Source organism: Acidovorax sp. Root275, from assembly GCF_001428965.1.
Lineage (GTDB): Bacteria > Pseudomonadota > Gammaproteobacteria > Burkholderiales > Burkholderiaceae_C > Acidovorax > Acidovorax radicis.
Window position 1 is genome coordinate 1662885 of record NZ_LMJH01000001.1, and the last position, 16835, is coordinate 1679719.

The window sequence follows — 16835 nt, forward strand, 5'->3', positions numbered from 1 at the left end:
TCCTGATCCAGACTCAATCTGGTCCAGCGTAAGATGCCAGACAGTTTCGTCCGGTGCCGGCTTGGCGGGTGATGCACCGGAAGGCGCGATTTCAGACAGCTTTCGAAATCTCATCCCACCATCCCCTTCAACTCCAGCAACTCGCGCACGATGCCGCTTTGCACCTTGGCGAGCTCCGCTTCGTCTATATCACCCACTTCGGCCTGAATCAACCGATCCAGAATCACACCCGGTGCGTCGTAGTGCACTTCCTCGAAGACATCCTGCTTGTAGCGAGAGAGCGAGAGGTCATAGTTGTTCTTTTCGTCGGCAATCTCGGCGCGCGGCACCATGAAGCACTTGGCGGTGCGGTCGATGTCAGTGGCGGCATCTCGGGCGTGATATCTGCCAATGATGTCTTGCAGGTCGCCGTAGCCTTCCTTCTTGCTGCGCTTGTCGTCCAGCGAATAGCCGTCGGCAGCCATTTCGTAAAACCAGACGTGTTCGGTGGCGGCTTTGCTCACCTTGTCTTTCGGCCCCCAGACCTTGGTGAACAGCAGAACGGCGGTGCTGACCCCGGCATAGGGTTTGAACACGCCACTGGGCAGGGTGATCACGGCCTTGAGGTCGCAACGCTCCACAAGCATCTGGCGCAGCGTCTTGAAGGCCCCGCCGGAGCCGAACATCACGCCCTGCGGCACGATCACGCAGGCGGTGCCGCCCTTCTTGAGAAGGCGATAGATATTCTCGACAAACAGCAACTCGGTCTTGGTGGTGCCCAGTTGCAGGTTCTCGTTGATGTCGCCCTTGTCGATGCTGCCGGTGAAGGGCGGGTTTGCCATCACGATGTCGTACTCGGCTTCCTCGGTGTAGCTCTTGCTGAGGGTGTCCTTGTAGTCGATGTGCGGCTCGTCGATGCCGTGCATCATCAGGTTCATCAGCCCAAGGCGCACCATGGTCTGGTCGATGTCGTAGCCCCACAGCGAGCTGGCGAGCTTGGCTTGTACGGCCGTTGTCAGCGTTGCGGCTTTTGACGTTCGTTTGAATCCGTCTTCGTCTGTTGAAAGTTCGTTCGTGCCAGATTCAATCGCCAACTGCGTGACCAAATATTGATAGGCGCCCAGCAAAAAGCCCCCGGTGCCGCAGGCCGGGTCTGCAACCTTGAATGGCTTGGCAGGACTTGAACGGAGGAGTGCGGAAACATCTGGCCGCACCAGATCGGCCATCAGTTTGATGATGTGGCGCGGGGTGCGGAACTGGCCGTTCTTGCCGGCGGTGGCGATCTCGGACAGCAGGAACTCGTAGACATCGCCCTGAATATCCTGAAAGGCCTGGCCTTTCTCCTTCGAGTCCTTCTCCATCACCTCGAAGATGTTGTCGATAGTCTTCACCGCTTCCACCAGCAGGGCGGGCTTGGGGACGATGAAGACAGCGTTCTTCATGTGGTGGGTGAAGTTGGATTCGGCGCCGTTCAGGTCTTTGAGGAAGGGGAACACCTTGCCCTGCACGTGCTGCAGCATCTCTTCGGCCTGCATGCGTTTGAATTCGCTCCAGCGTAGGCTGCGCTTTTCGATGGGGCGCTGTTCCGCTGCTGGCCAGTTGCGTTCTTCGGGCGGAATCCACGTGCCCGTGAATTTGGAGATGTAGTTCTCGCCGGTCCATTCGGCATCGGCCTGGCGCTTCTGGTCCAGCTCATCCAGCCGCTTCATGAACAGCAGGTAGGTGATCTGCTCGATGGCGGTAAGCGGGTTGCTGATGCCGCCGCTCCAGAACTTGTTCCAGAGCTGGTCGATCTTGCTTTTGAGTTCGGGGTTGTTTTGCAGCATGGTGTGCCCTGTTACTTAGGCAGCCAACCGTTCGGTCAGCTGCAGGATCTCGTTGATTTCAAGTGGGCTAAACACGCCACGGATGCCTTGCGGATGGATGACCGTGAAGGGGGCGTTGATTAGGTCTTTCTTCTCCACCTTTTCGCGCTCGATGACAAAGCCCTTCAGAAGATTGAGGAATTCCATCTGCCGGCTGCTGAGCGTGGTGTGGGCGCGGATAAATTGGTCAAAGGCGGCGCTGACCTCATCCGGGAAGCTCCTGAGCACTTCAATACCCAGGATGTGGCGGATAAACTGGATAAAACGCGCCTTGCGGTTCTTATAGACCTGACGCAGCAGGTCTTCGGTGATGTGCGGGTGTTCTTCGTGCAGGAGTTCGGCCAGTTCGTTGGCCTCTTCGCTGCTCACTGCCTCGCCGTTCTTGATCTTCTGCAGCACCAGATTGTGCGCGGTGAGTTCGGCAATCAGGTTTTCGAGCATTTCGCGGTAGCGGGTGATGCTGACCGCCTCATGCTGTGGGCCGAACTCCACCCATTCTTTTTTGTGCAGTTCATCGACCAGATCGAGGTAGGTTTGTTCCTGGCCGGTGGATTGCTCGCGGAATTTCATCAGCGGGCCGAGTTTGGCGACCAGTTCGTCGAAGGCGTCTTCATCCGCCTTGGCCCAGTAGTGGCTGGTTTGCGCGGCGCGGATCAGGGCCTCTTCATGCTTGACGAAGCTGACGGAGAGCGGCAGTTCGCTGATCTGCTCGACGATGCTTTCCTTGAGGGTGTCGGCCTGTTCCTTTTCTTCGCTCAAAACGGCCAGCGAGTACTCCAGCACGTCGCGCTCGAAGCGCATGGCCTTGAAGTCGGCCTCGGACAGTGTGCGGAACAGCGGCTTGATTTCTGCGCGTAGGAACTCCAGTCGGTCGTGGCTGAGGCTGATCCAGAAGTTGTCGTCGTCCAGCCGCGCCAGCGCAGAGGCGGCTTCTTTGATCACCACCGAGTCTTTGGGCAGTGCGCTGATCTGCAGGCGCAGCTTGGCGATTTCGCGCACGGCGATGTCGGCATGGTCGCTGTCGTTGGCCTTCTCGATCTTGTCGAGCCGCAGGCCTACCAGCCGCACGGGCAGCGGCAACTGGGCTTTCAGTTCCTTGCCTTTGGGGTTGAGCTTGAAGTATTCGAAGTTGTCCCAGCAGTCGAGAATCAGGAACACGTCTTTCTCAAGACACCACGGCTTGGGCTTGCTGGTTTCCAGCAGGCGGGTGCCGCGCCCGACCATCTGCCAGAACTTGGTGTACGAGTAGACCGGCTTGGCGAACACGAGGTTGACGATTTCGCGCACGTCGATGCCGGTATCGAGCATGTCTACGCTGATGGCAATGCGAGGCATGTCGTTGTTGGTGAACTGATCGAGCAGGCCGCCTTTGCCGTAGACGCGCGGGTCGTCTGACACCAGCACCTTGGCCAGCTCACCGTGGTGTTGCGGGTAGAGCTTGTCGAAGATTTCTTCAATGCGCCGGGCGTGGGCCTTGGTGGCGCAAAAGAAGATGGTCTTGCCCGGCAGCACGCCGTTGGCGTCCTTGATGGCCTCCTCCATGAATTCGCGGACGATCAAGGTATTGGTGCCTTTGTTGATCACCTGCTTTTCAAGCTGGGTGCCCTCGAAGTTAATGTCTTCAACTTCCTTGCCTTGAAGAATCAGCTTCTTCTGGTCTTCCAACGAAATGGTGCGCTTGCTGATGCCTTCCATCTGAAACTTGGTCTGAATCTTCATGACCTGAAAGTTGCAGAGGTATGGAGGCACGTTGTTCACGGCTTCTTCATAGGTGTAGGCAAACGTGGGAATGCCGGCTTCGCAATGGAAAAGCTGGAAGGTGTTGTGGTCGATGATGTCGGTAGGCGTGGCCGTTAAGCCCAGCGTGATGGCCTTGAAGTAGTCCAGCACTTCGCCAAATGTGTTGTAGATGGAGCGATGGCTCTCATCGACGACGATGAAATCGAAGAAGTGCGGAGACAGGTGCTGTGCCTCGTCTCGAATGATATTAAGCATCGTCGGATAGGTGGCGACGTACACACGACGGTCCGTGGCAATCAGCTTTTCGCCGATATTGGGCCAACGCGGTTCATTGGGCATGTGCTCCTTGAAGGCGGCCAGTGCCTGTTCACGTAACGCGATGCGGTCCACGAGAAACAGCACTTTTTCCGCGTGCCCAGCGCGCATCAAGGCATCGACCATGGCAATGCATGTTCGCGTCTTGCCAGTCCCGGTGGCCATCACCAGCAGGAAGTCACGCTTCTTCTGCTCTATGCCATCAAGCACCGAGCGAATCGCGCGGATCTGGTAGTCGCGCCCGGCGATCGAGGTGTTGATGAATTCCTGCGTCAGCGGCTTGCGGTTACGGCGGATGTAGGCAAAGCGCTCCAGGTCGTCGCGGGTGGGATATCCGACCACTTTGCGCGGTGGGGCGTTCTCCAAATCCCAGAAGTACAGATCATGGCCGTTGGTGTAGAAGCAGAACGGCAGCTCACCTCCCAGCTGCCTCTGGATGTTGTAGCAGTACTGCTTGGCCTGCTCACGGCCAATGGCGGCATCACGGCTGGTCTTCTTGGCCTCGATCACTGCCAAGGGTTTGCGATCTTTGCCAAGCAGGACGTAGTCGCTGAACTGATGGCCCTCGTAGGGCATGCGCGGCTCCTCTACCCCATCAGGCAGGGAGGTAAGGATGTCGAATTCCTCAACAATCTGGGTCGGATCTTTCACGTCCCAACCTGCCAAGGCAAGTTGCTGGTCGATCAGTTCCGATCTGGTTTGGGCCTCTGTTTTGGTCACGTCTTTATCACCGTCGCAGCTTGGTCTCGCTCAGCTACGGGAGGCGCAACGCATCCCGCCCAGTGCCGAACGCCTGCTTCTCCCCAGGATGTAGTCTATCGGTAAGATCCTTGCTGCCCACGAGGGGGCGAACGTGATTGAAATGGCGCATGACTGCGCTGTGTCTAGGGTGGCAGGACCAGCGAGCAGGCCAGGCCGATCCGGGCGGACATTGCCTGCAGGTACCGTTACAGGAATGCCCTCGCGCTGTGGCGCGGCCATCGGCCCGCTAGCACATTAGCCGCTGCGTTGCACGTTAGAACTGATCAAGCACTCGCTGTTGTTCCTGAAGGCCTTTGTTCAGACGCCGAGTAATGTCACGCAGCTCCCGCCAGTAACCACCTTTGAAAGCGTTGCGCGAGACCGTGGCCTTACCGGCTGCGCTTGTCGGCCCGGTGGACTGCAGCCAGGGCTTCTGCTCCCTGATGCGTGCCGCCTGCTGCGCCCGCCGCTCCGGTGTCCAGCCATTGCTGCTTTTCATGGCTCAGCTCCTTCAGTTTGTTTTCTTCAAAAACTTTTTCTCGCGCGCCCATGGGGGCGGTCTGGGGGCCATTGTTGATCTGCTGCGGGCCCGTGGTCACGTTGGCCTGCTTGGCATAGACGACGGGCGGGTTCTTGATATTGGCCAGCGTTTCGAGGGTGGCGCGGCATTGGCTTTGGGCCTTGAGCGCCAGGCGCAGTGCGGTTTCTTGCTGGCGTAAAAGGCTCGCCTGCAAGCCGGTCTCGGTCAACTTCACGAACAGAGATTGCAGGGCGGTAGCCTGGTTCATCAGCATGGCCTCAGCCGCTCGCAGGTCACCCTTGTGCACCGCCTGCGTCTGCTGACGCAGCGCCTCGATCAAGGCGGGGGTATCCAGTTGGTCTATCAACTCGCGGCGCTCGCGATTGGTGATCACCCGGAAACTCCCCATTTCGGGCGAGATCATCAGGTTGGCGAAGTTAAGAGCGGTCTCCTCCGACGTTGCACTGTTGATGGAGGGCACCGTTTTGCGGTTCAAGCGTTGTGTGGAAGGGGCGTTTTCTGGCGCTTCGGGTTTCTTGGCGGGCTTGCTCACGGGGTATTGCCTTGACTGTAAAAGTTAATGAAGCCTGCACAGCGCTGCAGCTGGTGTGTCAGGCTGCCCGGCAGCAGCGTATCTGCCATGTGCGCGCCGATACCTGCCATCACGGTGTTGCTGCAACGCCAGCGTCCGGCGCCTTGCAAATGGACGCACTCCATGCAGATGCGTCGGTCGTCCATTTCCCTGTCCCGCGTTACCAGCCTATCGGCCAGTGCCTCGGCATCGTCCAGCGTCAGCCTCTTGTCGGTAAAGCGCGCCAGTCGCGCCGTAAAGATGTCAATCTCTGCGGTGTTCATTGCCGGGCCATGGGGCCAGCACCAGCGGTCGGGGTCTGCCGTCGCTTCGTTGGCCGGTGGGTGCCGCGGGGCTTTGAAGTTTTCAGAAGCCCCATCGGAGCACGCTACAAAACCTACGAAACCGGGTTCTGTAGGTTTCGTAGCGTAAGTGCGCGCCTTTGATGCGGCTTTCAGCCGCTTCAGCCACTTCATCACTGACCCCCTTTCACCAGCGTGGGGTGCAGCACGTAGCGCTCGCCGGGGCGGCCTCCCGCCCCACTGCTGGGCGTGGCTTCACGCTCCAACCAATCGTAGTCGGTCAACAGATTGGCAGCTTTGCGCACCGCTTCGGTTGTGCCCAGCCCTGTCCAGTGCTTGACCGCTATTTGGCGAGGAGTGAAGGCATCCAGCAAGACGCCGTCGCTGTCGGCCAGCTTGCCTGCCTTGATCTTGTCCAGCAGTTGCTTTGCTGCGCCGGTTTCGGGCATCACCGCCGCTGCATAAAGGCGCTCGGCATGGGTGCGCAGGTAGTCACCCCATGCCAGCGCCCGGCCCATCTCCTGTGCATGGATCAAGTGACCACTGTCCGGTGTGTCCACCAGGGCAAACATCAGTGCCAGCGCCGGGATCAGCTTGCGGTACTTGGCAAGGTGTGACACCAGGGCCGGGTGCAGCTCATCCCCGCGCAGTTCCGTCTCAAACGGGATCAGCCATTCCTCAAACAAGGCCTGTGCTTCAGGCGTAAAGCGCCACTCCTGTGCGTCGCTGTCGGTGGCTGGCTGCAGCTGATTCAAGCGCTCAAACACCGCCCATGCAGCCTGTTTTGCGGGGGTGTCGGGCCACCGATCCACATAGACGAATTCGCGGTTTACATCGGGCCAAACGGTCAGGCCAAAGCGCTGCAGCAAGCCGTCATCACCCGCACCGCCTGCCACGGCATCGCGCACATAGCTTTGGACCTTGCCGGGCTGGATACCGCCCAACATTGCCAGACACACGCGGGGCACAAACGATTCACCGCGTCCGATGCGGTCCACGGCGTGGCCTTGGTTGCCGTCATAGCCCGTCAGGTAGAAGCCCCGTGCGCCTTCTTGCCCCTGCTTGTCCATGCTGCACAGCAGGCCGTGGATTTCATCGCGGTAAACCAGCGTGCCCCATGGGTTCACCGTCAGCAGCTCGGCCAGTTTTTCCACCGTGGCATCGTTGACCACGTAGCGCCGCATGGTGGGCTCTGCGGTCAGGTTGTCCACTGGCTGCAGCAGCGCCCGCGCTCTGGCTGGGTCTTTGGCGGCTTGGACGGCTGCCTGCTTTTCGTTGGCCTTGGCGGCCAGCTGGGCCACTTTGCAATCGAGTTGCCAGGCTTCGTGCGCCGCCTGCCATTGTTCCCGCTCTGTTTTTTCAAGACGCTGCAGCGGCTTCAATACCTCGCTCAGTGCGGGCGACTTCATCACGCCAGGGCGGCCCACGATGGCGCCCCACAGGTTGGGCGTCACAGCCCAATCGTCGCGGGCCTTGGGTTTGACCACGGCACGCGCGCCGATCAGGCTGGAGAGGGCCACCAAAGCCCCCACCGCCGTAAAGTCGGGCGGGCACTGCATACGCTCCGCAATGTCTGCCACCCAGCCGCGCAGGGCCTCGGGCAGCAGCTCTGCATCAAAGGGTGCCACCGGTGGCAGGCCGCTGGGCAGGGGCACGGGGTCAGGCCAGCCGCTGTCGGTGCATGCCTTGACGGCACCATCAATGCACGCCTTCACCGCGTCCAACCTCAGCAGTTGGTACAGGTCATTAAAGTCCGTCGCCTTATCTGGGCGGCGGTCGCCAAAGTCAGGTATTGACAGGTCGCCGCCCACGGCCTGCGCCGCCTCGGTGGCTTTGGTCAGGCCGGGATTTCCATCGGTGCGCCAGTCATCGTCGGCGGCCAGGATCAGGCGAAGCTTGGGGTACTTGTTATGCAGGGCCTGGGTAACCTCCAACAGGTTGCCTGCGTTCATCGCGCAAGCGACGGCATGGCCGGTGGCCTCGTGGATGGATGCACCAGTGGCGAAGCCCTCGCACACGATCAACACGCCCTTGGGCTTGCCGATGCCAAAGTAGCAGCCTTTGATACGCCCGCTCGGTTGAAAGCGCTTGTCCCCCTCCGGGCCGATGGCTTGAAGGCTGTGCAGTTGCGTTGCCGTATCGCGCAGCGGGACCAGCAGCGCCTCACCCTCGGCCTTGATGCCGTGGGGCTGAATGCCCTTGCGCACCAGGTACGGATGATCCGCCGGGGCCGGTAGAGCAGCTTCCCAGCGCTGCGCCGCCGCCGTCGCTGCATTGTGCTGACGCTGGGCCTTGTCGGCTTCGCGCTGCTCGGCAATGGCCTGCATGCGCTGTTGGTGGGCGCTGCGCTCGGCTAGGGTCATTGCCTGGGTGTCTTTGCTGCACCAGGTCTGAGATAGCCCGCTGCGCCAGCAACCAAAAGCGCCCGCCGGAACGTCGCCATCGTCGTGCAGAACGTACCAGCCCGATTGATCCATGCGCTTGCCGTTGGTGCTGAATCGGTACAGCGTGCCGTCGCCGTGGATCACCTCGGGCACGGGCAGGCCAGCGCCTGCAATGGCTTGTTGGAATTGTTCGGATGCGATCACAGCCGCCCTCCAATCTGCGCCAGAAACAGCGCTGTATCGTGCAGGCTGGGCAGATAGCGCACCAGCCCCGAGCGCTCGGCCCAATAGGTGGTTGTGCCGTCTTTGGACGTGACGCTGTGCAGGTGATGGCCTCGCTGGGCATAGGCTCTGCACAGGGCGATAAAATCACTGTGATCCGGTTTTGGAATAGCGCCCTTGGAGCCCGCCAGCTCCGGGGCGTTTTTGTTGTGGGGCATACTCATTCGCGCCCCCTCAAACCGTCGCCAGTTGCTCTACTCGCTTGGCATGCAGACGGTTCACCAGCTCGCGGATTTCCTCATCAGACTGGCCTGCGATACGGGCGCGTACAACCGCCTTCACCTCATAGTCAGGCCAGGCCTTCGCACGCTGCCCGATGGCTACGGGCTTGGTGAAAAGCCCCGCCCGGATGGCGTTGTAAATGCTGGTGTTGCTGCGGTCGCCTGTTTCAGCCTTGCAGGCGTCGATTCTCCAAAGTGCCATTGCTGCCCATCCTTTCACGGCATTGGTTGCCGGTGTTTCGATGCGTGGCAGTTTGGTTTTTGGGGGTGGTTATTTGAAGCCTGTCAGCCGGTACAGTGCAGGGCCTGCCGGTACAACATAAAGCCTGCCCGCAGGGCCTACAGTGTGCCGGTAGAGCGTAGTTTTTTCCACTCGCCTACCCAATCGCGGGCAGTGCGGAATTTGACAGGGGCGATTTTCCCGGCTATGGCTTCAGCAGCAGAATCCATGCTCTTGAAGTTTGGCATGTTTGTGTCAAGCCACGCGAAAACATCTTGCTTGATGGCGCGGTTTTCTTGGTGACGTGCAGTGACACCCGCCTTAGCGAGAGTTCTTTTCCCTGCTTGGAATGCTTTGGGCAGAAGCTGAATCAACTTGGATTGCAGCTCATTGGCTATCGCCATGTCTCGTACTGCCTCATCCCGCGTTTGAATTGCCTTCTGAGCAATGACTATAGCCTCATTCATAGGTGTGGCGAGCTCTTTTGCGAATTTCAACGTCTGCTCTGTGTATCGGAGAAAAACTCTTGTTGTCGCCAGTGCGGTAACAAGCTCTTTAGAACTGAGCTTCGCCGCCTTGATATCGGCAATCTCTTCTTCGACTTCCTTTTTGAGAGCCTCCAAATCGTCGGCCGAATCTTCTTGCAACTGCATAACGTTCCCTGTCTCTCTCCCCCCGCAAAGAAGCCAGCGCCGCCGGGTCAGGGTGTCCCGGTTGTCCCCCGTCGGGTAAGGCGTGGCGTCAAACTGTTCTCTATGCCCGCTTGAGTTGCACCACATCCGCACCAGCGGCCAGCTTGTCCAGGTAGTCCGCCCAGCGCTGCATCATGGTCTGGCGCTGCTTCAGGTAGGTGGTGCGGTTGTAGGCGCGTCCGTTGGCATCTCGCACGGAATGCGCCAATTGCGCCTCAATCACCAGCGGGTCACATTCCAATTGCTCGGCCAGCATGGTGCGTGCCGTTGCACGAAACCCATGCCAGGTCTGAATGTCGGGTGTGTAGCCCATGGATATTAGCGCCGTGCGCACCGAGTTTTCCGATATGGGCTTGCTGCGCTGGCGTTCGCCGGGGAACACCAGCCCGGTTGATTCGGTGTAAGGCTTCAGGACTTCCAGTATCTGCACGGCCTGGGTGGGTAGGGGAACAAGGTGGGGCTGTCCGTTTTCCTTGCCGTCCTTGGTTCGCTTCATGCGTGCAGCGGGAATCGTCCACAACGCTGTCTCCAGGTCGATTTCTGCCCAGCTTGCGCCGCGCAGTTCGCCGGGGCGCTGGAACAGCAGGGGGGCAAGTTTCAACGCCGCCCGCACCACGGGGCCGCCCTTGTAACCCCTGATTGCGCGCAGCAGCTCGCCCAGCCGCTCGGGGTCAGTGATAGCAGCGAAGTGCGTTCCCCGGTAGGGGGCCAATGCGCCTTTCAGGTCGCCGGTAATGTCCCGGTTCACTCTGCCCGTGGCTACCCCGTAGCGCCACACTTGCCGCGCCAGCATCAGGCCACGGTCGGCGGTCTCTACAGCGCCGCGTTCCTCGATCTTGCGCAGCGTTGCCAGCAGTTCCACGGGTTCGATATCGGCCAGCCGCCGATCCCCCAGCCAGGGGAACAGGTCGCGCTCAAACTGGCGCTTTGCCCGCACTGCATGAGCTTCGCTCCATTGGGGTTCCTGCTTTTCGTACCACTCCAGGGCCACCACTTTGAAGCTGTCCCCTGCCGGATTCATCGCTTTGAGCTTTTCCACCTTGCGGGCTTGAATGGGGTCTTGGCCCTCGGCTTTTTGCAACTTGGCAGCATCCCGTGCCCGCCGTGCTGCTGTCAGGCCCACAATCGGATAGCTGCCCAGCGCCAGCCTGGTTTCCTTGCCGTCACGGTAGATTTTCTGGAACCAGCGCTTGGAACCTGCCGGACTGATTTCCAGATACAGCCCCGCGCTGTCGGTCAGGCGCTCCCTTTTCTTGTCGGGTGGGCAGGTGGCATTTCGGCACTGGGCGTCGGTCAGCATGGGACGTTTCCTGGGGTGTTCCCCGCTCTCGGCAGGGCAGTTGTTCCCCGCCTACCGGGGAAAATGGGGCTTTGTTCCCCGATATGTTCCCCGCTCACCGTTTGGCTGTCAATGTTTGCACTTGTCTGTCCTTGCCCCGTAAGTACCTGATTTACCAATGAAAAAGGCCGCCAGGTGGTTATCCTTGGCGGCCTTTGTTCTGATGGATGGTGGAGCTGGCGGGAATTGAACCCGCGTCCGTAAGCCTTCATCGGGCAGATCTACATGTTTAGCGGTCTGATTTGAATCTCGCTACTTGTGTCGCGCAGTCGCACGCTACACAGGCCGCCAGTACCCTATTTTCTTGCCCCAACCCAAGGTACCCGGATCAGAGCCAGCCCATGTAATTATCCTTGCAGCCGGGAGGCGCTGATTACTCAGAACCCCCTTGCCCAGCCCATCGGCCAACTGTTGCAAGGCTCACTGGCAATTAAGCAGCGAGTGCGAAACGTTCGTCGTTTGCAGTTAGTTTTTTAAATCGAGATTTACGAGCGTGACTCAAGCTCGACATGCACCACACCGATTCCGAACCCACGTCGAAACCAGGACAGCCCCAGAACTTCTATTTTAGGCGGTCCCCAGCAATTGCAAGAGCTCGGACGGAGATTTAATTGCCGCGTGGGCACCCCACTCCATCGGGTTCGTCTTGGCCCCCAGATATCCATAGGTTGCCGCAACAGTCCCCATGCCCGCAGCGAGGCCCGCCACAATGTCGCGCTCATCGTCGCCTACGTAGATGCACTGGCTGGGTTCAATTTTCAAGCGGGATGCCGCTTCTAGCAAAGGGGCAGGATGGGGTTTTGCATGGGGAGTGGTGTCTCCACTGACCACTGCCCCTGCGGTCGCAAACAATGGGATCGCACGGGTCAGGGGATCGGTAAAACGGGCCGCCTTGTTGGTGACAACACCCCATGCAAGCTTGCGCTGCAGGATCTGGGACACCAGTTCTGGCACTCCTTCAAAAATGCTGGTGTGCTCTGTCATGCGCAACTCGTAGTTCACGAAGAACTCCTCGCGCATGGTTAAAAATTCTGGATGGTCGGGCGCCATGCCAAATGCCTCACCCAACATGCCGCGGGCACCAGCCCCCGCCATGGGGCGATACCGTGCCAGTGGGAGGGATGGCAAGCCCCGGTCCGTGCGCATCTTGTCAGCAGCAGCGCCCAAATCAGGGGCACTGTCAATCAGCGTTCCATCCAGATCAAACAGCACCGCGCGAATATTTTGAAACATAGCTTTCGGTGTCAGGCAGTGCGGCAGGTGGCAAATAGGTAGTTCACGCTGGTGTCGTCACTCAGCCAGTAACGCCGCGTGAGAGGGTTGTACTCCAGGCCCCTGGTGTTCTGAACATTAAGGCCCGCACCGCGACAACTGGCCGCCAGTTCGCTGGGCCGAATCATTTTGGCGTATTCGTGTGTTCCACGGGGTAGCATGTTCAAGACATATTCGGCGCCCACGATGGCCAACATAAAAGCCTTGGCGTTGCGATGAATGGTGGAAAAAAACACCCACCCGCCCGGCTTCACCAGTTCAGCGCAGGCACGCACCACAGACGCCGGGTCAGGCACGTGTTCCAGCATTTCCATGCAGGTCACCACGTCAAAACTGGCTGGCTGTTCTTTGGCAAGCGCCTCCACACTGACTTCCCGGTACTGGATGTGGGTGGTTTGGGCCTCCAGCGCATGCAACTGCGCCACTCGCAGGGCCTTGGAGGCCAGGTCAATACCGGTCACATCCGCGCCTTTTCGGGCCATGGAATCAGCCAGGATGCCACCACCGCAGCCGACGTCCAGTACGCGTTTGCCCGACAAGTTGCACTGCGCATTGATCCAATCAAGTCGCAACGGGTTGATCTGGTGCAAAGGGCGAAATTCACTTTCAGGGTCCCACCAGCGATGGGCCAACTCCGAGAACTTGGCCAGTTCGGCCGGGTCTGCATTAACAGTTTCACTCATGTCGCTGATTCTCCACGACGCAAGACAATGGATAAAACCCCAAACGCAAAAAAGCCCCGTTACCGGGGCTTTTTGTGAAGCAATCCGAGGATTACTTGGAAGCGCGGGTACCGACCACTTCGATTTCCACGCGACGGTTCTTCGCACGGCCTTCGGCAGTCTTGTTGTCGGCGACGGGTTGCTTTTCACCCTTGCCTTCGGTGTAAACGCGGTTCTTTTCGATGCCCTTGGACACCAAGTAAGCCTTCACGGCTTCGGAACGACGCACCGACAGCTTCTGGTTGTAAGCATCGGAGCCCACGGAGTCAGTGTGACCCACGGCAATGATCACTTCCAGGTTGATGTCCTTGACCTTGGAGACCAGGTCATCCAGCTTGGCCTTGCCTTCTGGCTTCAGCACCGACTTGTCGAAGTCGAAGAATGCGTCAGCGGCGTAGGTCACCTTGGTGGCCACAGCGGGTGCTGGAGCAGCTGGGGCTGGAGCAGCGGCAGCAGGAGCTGGGGTGGCAGCTGGAGCGGCGGCAGCAGGAGCTGGAGCAGCGATAGCGCCATCGCAACCTGGGGCAGCCGTTGCAGGCGTCCAGTTGGCATTGCGCCAGCAGTATTCGTTGGTGCCGTTCTTCCAGACCAGTTGGCCAGAAGCATCTCTCCAGTTGTCAACGGTTTGTGCGCCAGCGGCGGTTGCGAGCGCTGCAGAGGCAAACAACATCGCCACTTTGTTCAGTTTCTTCATGGTTCTCCTCTTGGGGAAAAAGCCGCAGCCGCGCTGCGAATCAGGACGCTTGGAGTGACCATCACCCAAAGCGTTCAAACGATTGTGCCATACGTAACAGGGCAAAAGCGGGGGCACCCACCTGGGGCCCGTAGGACAAAACCGGAATTGCTTCGATATGTTGCGTGGTCGCTACACGGTCTTACCTCTAAAATGGTTCTCCTTCGCCGCCACCGCCGTCCCCAATGACCCAGTTTGCCAAAGAAACCCTGCCGATCAGCCTCGAAGAAGAGATGCGGCGCAGTTACCTTGATTACGCGATGAGCGTGATCGTGGGCCGGGCCCTGCCCGACGCGCGCGATGGCTTGAAGCCTGTGCACCGCCGCGTACTTTTTGCGATGCACGAGCTCAACAACGACTGGAACCGACCCTATAAAAAGTCGGCCCGTATCGTGGGCGACGTGATTGGTAAATACCACCCCCACGGTGATTCTGCTGTCTACGACACCATCGTGCGAATGGCGCAGGATTTTTCGCTGCGCCACATGCTGGTAGACGGCCAGGGAAATTTCGGGTCAGTGGATGGAGATAACGCTGCTGCAATGCGGTATACCGAAATCCGCCTGGCCAAAATCGCGCATGAAATGCTGGGCGATATCGACAAGGAAACGGTCGATTTCGGACCCAACTATGACGGCAGCGAAAAGGAGCCGCTGGTATTGCCCAGCAAACTCCCCAATCTGCTGGTGAATGGATCGGCCGGTATTGCAGTGGGCATGGCCACCAACATCCCGCCGCACAACCTCAATGAAGTGGTGGATGCCTGCCTGCACATGCTGCGCAACCCGGATGTGTCCATCGACGAGTTGATGGAGATCATCCCGGCACCTGACTTCCCCACCGCCGGCATCATCTACGGCATCAATGGCGTGAAGGACGGCTACCGCACAGGGCGCGGGCGCGTGATCATGCGTGCCAAGTGCCACTTCGAGGACATTGATCGCGGACAGCGCCAAGCGATCATCGTGGATGAGCTGCCCTACCAGGTCAACAAGAAGACGCTGCAGGAGCGCATGGCCGAGCTGGTGCACGAGAAGAAGATCGAAGGCATCAGCCATATCCAGGATGAGTCCGACAAGTCGGGCATGCGCCTGGTGATCGAACTCAAGCGCGGCGAAGTGCCCGAGGTGGTGCTCAACAACCTGTACAAGCAGACGCAGCTGCAGGACACCTTCGGCATGAACATGGTGGCGCTGATCGACGGCCAGCCCCGCCTGTGCAACCTGCGTGACTTGATCAGCGTCTTCCTGCAACACCGCCGCGAGGTTGTCACCCGCCGCACGGTGTTCGAGCTGCGCAAGGCGCGCGACCGAGGCCATGTGCTCGAAGGCCTGGCCGTGGCCCTGGCCAACATCGACGACTTCATCGCCATCATCCGCAACGCCCCCACCCCGCCAGTGGCTAAGGCCGAGCTGATGGCCCGCCCGTGGGACAGCAAGCTGGTGCGCGAGATGCTCACCCGCACGCGTGCTGACGGCGGCGTGGTCAACGCCGACGACTACCGGCCCGACGGCCTGGAAAAGGAACTTGGCATGGGCCAGGACGGCCTGTACCGCCTGTCGGAAACGCAGGCCCAGGAAATCCTGCAGATGCGCCTGCAGCGCCTGACTGGCCTGGAGCAGGACAAGATCGTGGCCGAGTACAAGGAAGTCATGGCGGTCATCGAAGACCTGCTGGACATCCTGGCGAAGCCCGAGCGCGTATCGGTCATCATCGGCGACGAACTTACCTCGATCAAGACGGAATTCGGCCAGCACAAGCTGGGTGCCCGCCGCAGCATCGTCGAATACAGCGCACAGGACCTCTCCACCGAAGACCTGATCACCCCCACCGACATGGTGGTCACGCTCAGCCACACGGGCTATATCAAGAGCCAGCCTTTGTCCGAATACCGCGCCCAAAAGCGCGGCGGGCGCGGCAAACAGGCCACGGCGACCAAGGAAGACGACTGGATCGACCAGCTCTTCATCGCCAATACGCACGACTACATCCTGTGCTTCTCCAACCGCGGCCGCCTGTACTGGCTCAAGGTCTGGGAAGTGCCTGCTGGCTCGCGCGGCTCGCGGGGCCGCCCCATCGTCAACATGTTCCCGCTGCAGGACGGCGAAAAGATCAATGTCGTGCTGCCGCTCACGGGCGACATGCGCACCTTCCCGGCAGATCGCTATGTCTTTATGGGCACCAGCATGGGCACCGTGAAGAAAACGGCGCTCGATGAATTCAGCAACCCGCGCAAGGGCGGCATCATCGCCGTCAACCTGGACGATGGCGACTACCTGATCGGTGCGGCGCTGACCGATGGCCAGCACGACGTGATGCTGTTCAGCGACGGCGGCAAGGCGGTGCGCTTCGACGAAAACGACGTGCGCCCCCTGGGTCGCCAGGCCCGCGGCGTGCGCGGCATGATGCTGGAAGATGGCCAGAGCGTGATCGCCATGCTGGTGGCTGAGGACGAGACGCAGAGCGTGCTCACCGCCACCGAAAACGGCTACGGCAAGCGCACCAGCATCGTCGAATACACCCGCCACGGCCGTGGCACCAAAGGCATGATCGCCATCCAGCAAAGCGAGCGCAATGGCAAGGTGGTGGCCGCCACGCTGGTGCATGCGGACGACGAGATCATGCTGATCACCGACAAGGGCGTGCTGGTGCGCACCCGGGTCTCCGAGATCCGGGAACTGGGCCGCGCCACGCAGGGCGTGACGCTGATCGCGCTGGACGAAGGCTCCAAGCTCAGCGGCCTGCAGCGCATTGTTGAAAACGATGCCAACGTGGCCGGCCCCGAAGCTGATGGTGAAGACACCTCCGACGGCGAAGCCCCGCCAGCCGCAGACACCCCGGAAACACCAGACGCCTGAGCCAGCCCGGCGGGTGCGGTGCCCATGGTGCCACACCCAGTATGCTATTAAAACTGAAGCTGCTAGCGCTTACCCAATA

Annotated in this window: 13 protein-coding genes and 1 other RNA gene; 1 reads left to right on the plus strand and 13 read right to left on the minus strand. The window is 59.9% G+C overall.

Annotated elements, in window-relative coordinates:
* Nucleotides 1-110 precede the first annotated feature (110 nt).
* The 13 genes from ASE52_RS07400 to ompA form a co-directional block, all read right to left on the minus strand.
* Nucleotides 111-1805 (minus strand): class I SAM-dependent DNA methyltransferase, encoded by a 1695-nt coding sequence (locus tag ASE52_RS07400; protein ID WP_057224841.1) that lies wholly within the window; start codon nt 1803-1805, stop codon nt 111-113.
* A gap of 15 nt (nt 1806-1820) precedes the next feature.
* Complete coding sequence (locus ASE52_RS07405; RefSeq protein WP_057224844.1) at nt 1821-4619, minus strand: DEAD/DEAH box helicase family protein; 2799 nt, start codon at nt 4617-4619, stop codon at nt 1821-1823.
* A 410-nt stretch (nt 4620-5029) separates the two neighbouring features.
* Nucleotides 5030-5713: a hypothetical protein gene (locus ASE52_RS07410; RefSeq protein WP_057224846.1), complete on the minus strand. Its 684-nt coding sequence runs from the start codon at nt 5711-5713 to the stop codon at nt 5030-5032.
* The gene (locus ASE52_RS25580; RefSeq protein ID WP_140426154.1) at nt 5710-6207 is read right to left on the minus strand and encodes a hypothetical protein; all 498 of its coding nucleotides are present in this window, start codon (nt 6205-6207) and stop codon (nt 5710-5712) included. Before ASE52_RS25580 ends, ASE52_RS07410 begins: the two co-directional genes overlap by 4 nt.
* Nucleotides 6207-8621, minus strand: a complete 2415-nt coding sequence (locus ASE52_RS25020) for a DUF3987 domain-containing protein (RefSeq protein WP_082606788.1) — start codon at nt 8619-8621, stop codon at nt 6207-6209. The genes ASE52_RS25580 and ASE52_RS25020 overlap by 1 nt, the downstream gene beginning before the upstream one ends.
* Nucleotides 8618-8857 (minus strand): hypothetical protein, encoded by a 240-nt coding sequence (locus tag ASE52_RS07425; RefSeq protein WP_057224850.1) that lies wholly within the window; start codon nt 8855-8857, stop codon nt 8618-8620. Before ASE52_RS07425 ends, ASE52_RS25020 begins: the two co-directional genes overlap by 4 nt.
* A 16-nt stretch (nt 8858-8873) precedes the next feature.
* A complete protein-coding gene (locus tag ASE52_RS07430; protein WP_057224853.1) occupies nt 8874-9122 on the minus strand; it encodes an AlpA family phage regulatory protein in 249 nt (82 codons plus the stop codon).
* A 137-nt stretch (nt 9123-9259) separates the two neighbouring features.
* Entirely contained in the window at nt 9260-9793 is a 534-nt protein-coding gene (locus ASE52_RS07435) for a hypothetical protein (RefSeq protein ID WP_057224855.1), read from the minus strand.
* Between the two features lie 100 nt (nt 9794-9893).
* The gene (locus ASE52_RS07440; RefSeq protein WP_057224857.1) at nt 9894-11132 is read right to left on the minus strand and encodes a site-specific integrase; all 1239 of its coding nucleotides are present in this window, start codon (nt 11130-11132) and stop codon (nt 9894-9896) included.
* A gap of 207 nt (nt 11133-11339) precedes the next feature.
* Nucleotides 11340-11726: a transfer-messenger RNA gene (gene ssrA, locus ASE52_RS25025) on the minus strand.
* 12 nt (nt 11727-11738) lie between these two features.
* The gene (locus ASE52_RS07445; RefSeq protein WP_057224859.1) at nt 11739-12404 is read right to left on the minus strand and encodes an HAD-IA family hydrolase; all 666 of its coding nucleotides are present in this window, start codon (nt 12402-12404) and stop codon (nt 11739-11741) included.
* A gap of 11 nt (nt 12405-12415) precedes the next feature.
* Nucleotides 12416-13126 carry a bifunctional 2-polyprenyl-6-hydroxyphenol methylase/3-demethylubiquinol 3-O-methyltransferase UbiG gene (ubiG, locus tag ASE52_RS07450; RefSeq protein ID WP_057224861.1) on the minus strand — a complete coding sequence of 237 codons (711 nt, stop codon included), beginning with the start codon at nt 13124-13126 and terminating at the stop codon, nt 12416-12418.
* 91 nt (nt 13127-13217) lie between these two features.
* The gene (gene ompA / locus ASE52_RS07455; RefSeq protein ID WP_029414265.1) at nt 13218-13859 is read right to left on the minus strand and encodes an outer membrane protein OmpA; all 642 of its coding nucleotides are present in this window, start codon (nt 13857-13859) and stop codon (nt 13218-13220) included.
* Between the two features lie 224 nt (nt 13860-14083).
* On the opposite strand from ompA, the gene gyrA reads away from it, so the two are divergent.
* Complete coding sequence (gene gyrA / locus ASE52_RS07460; protein ID WP_057224863.1) at nt 14084-16756, plus strand: DNA gyrase subunit A; 2673 nt, start codon at nt 14084-14086, stop codon at nt 16754-16756.
* The last annotated feature ends 79 nt before the right edge of the window (nt 16757-16835 follow it).